Source organism: Variovorax glucosi (assembly GCF_051216695.1).
GTDB lineage: Bacteria > Pseudomonadota > Gammaproteobacteria > Burkholderiales > Burkholderiaceae_C > Variovorax.
In genome coordinates, this window is record NZ_JBPJZE010000152.1 from 1 (window position 1) to 1,311 (window position 1,311).

At 63.1% G+C, this 1,311-nt stretch carries 1 protein-coding gene and 2 pseudogenes; 2 read left to right on the plus strand and 1 reads right to left on the minus strand.

All coding sequences use genetic code 11. The features are described from left to right. The first annotated feature begins 156 nt into the window (after positions 1-156). Positions 157-582, plus strand: coding sequence for a type IV pilin protein (locus ACSFA3_RS23760; protein WP_435507870.1), 426 nt, complete (start codon positions 157-159; stop codon positions 580-582). A 20-nt stretch (positions 583-602) separates the two neighbouring features. Here the strand turns inward: ACSFA3_RS23760 and ACSFA3_RS23765 are convergent. Next, positions 603-787 (minus strand): annotated as a pseudogene (locus ACSFA3_RS23765) (cyclic pyranopterin monophosphate synthase MoaC); the annotation flags it as partial. A 77-nt stretch (positions 788-864) separates the two neighbouring features. Between ACSFA3_RS23765 and ACSFA3_RS23770 the strand changes: the two are divergent. Then, positions 865-1,311: pseudogene (locus ACSFA3_RS23770) on the plus strand (polymerase); the annotation flags it as partial.

A 1,311-nucleotide genomic window follows, 5' to 3' on the forward strand; every position in this document is an offset into this window, starting at 1 on the left:
AACCACGGGTTGCAGTTTGGCCGTCAAAGCTGGCGCAAGCAGCCGCCGAACTGATGTTTCAGGCCCTCCCACTGCGATGGTGAAGACGGGGGCGTCGCCTGACGCCTCTCGTGCTCGCCCAAGTGGCGAGAAGCATGTCTTTTGAAGGAGAAACTAGTGCGCAACGCTGAAAAGGGCTTCACCCTGATCGAGCTGATGATCACCGTGGCCATCGTCGCCATCCTGGCGGCTATTGCTTACCCGTCATACACAGAGTACGCGAGGCGGTCCCGGCGGGTGGAGGGGCAGAACCTGCTCAATGACGCTGCCGCACGCCAAGAGCGCTGGAGGGCGCAGAACGGAAGCTATACCAACGTGGCGAGCAACCTAAAGCTACCGAATGGCACTGCGTCGCAAAATGGCGATTACACGCTGGTCCTGAGTGCGGCCGCCGACGGCAGCGACGGTGGCTACACGTTGAAAGCCCAGCGTACGGGGGTGCAGGCCTCGGATAGCAAGTGCGGCGACTTCACTTTGGATGCCAAGGGCATCAAGAACATGGCGGCCGATACCCCGGGTACGGCGGCGAGTTGCTGGCGCTAGGGCTATTGGCATTGCAGATCTCACCGCCACCCAACTCCCCGATTTCCCCCATGCTTCTCCAACACATGCACATCGGCAATCCGCATCCCCGGTCCATCGCCTTGCACATGTTGTAGATCGTCAATAGAGCCATCTGTACGGCCGTCAGCGCTTCAAACTCTACGTCGACCGGCCCGACACTCTCGACAGTGGCTGTGCAAGCCACCTGCGGCGAACTCCCGCCCCCGGCCAGCGGCCGTGTGAGCTTGCCCCTGCGCGTCGCGGCACTGCACAATTCCGTCGATGCCCTTTTTCAGCGCGGCACTGATCGCCCTCCCTTTTCTGTTCCCGTGGGTGGCCGGTCCGTCCGTCAATGTCTGGCAGTTGCTTTGTGCTTGGGCTTGCATTGCATTCCTGCTGTTCTCGTGCGACGCCCGAGGAAAAACGCTCGACCGCCGTGTGCTTGGCTGGCTGATGCTCAGCGCGGGCTGCATTGCGCTGTTTCACGGTGATGTATGGGGCTTCTGGGTGCCTGCCTGCACTGCGACGGCGGCAGTTGCGGTGGCGGCGCTGATAGGCGCTCGCATGTCGAGCGCCGCCCAGGGGGCTGTAGCATTGGCCTGGGGAGTGCTGGCTGCCGGACTCGTCAGCGCGGTCCTGGGCCTGTTGCAGTACTACGGCCTCGCCGAACCCCTCGTCCCCTGGACCACCTCCCCCGCCCTCGGTCAGGCCTACGGCAATCTCCGCCAG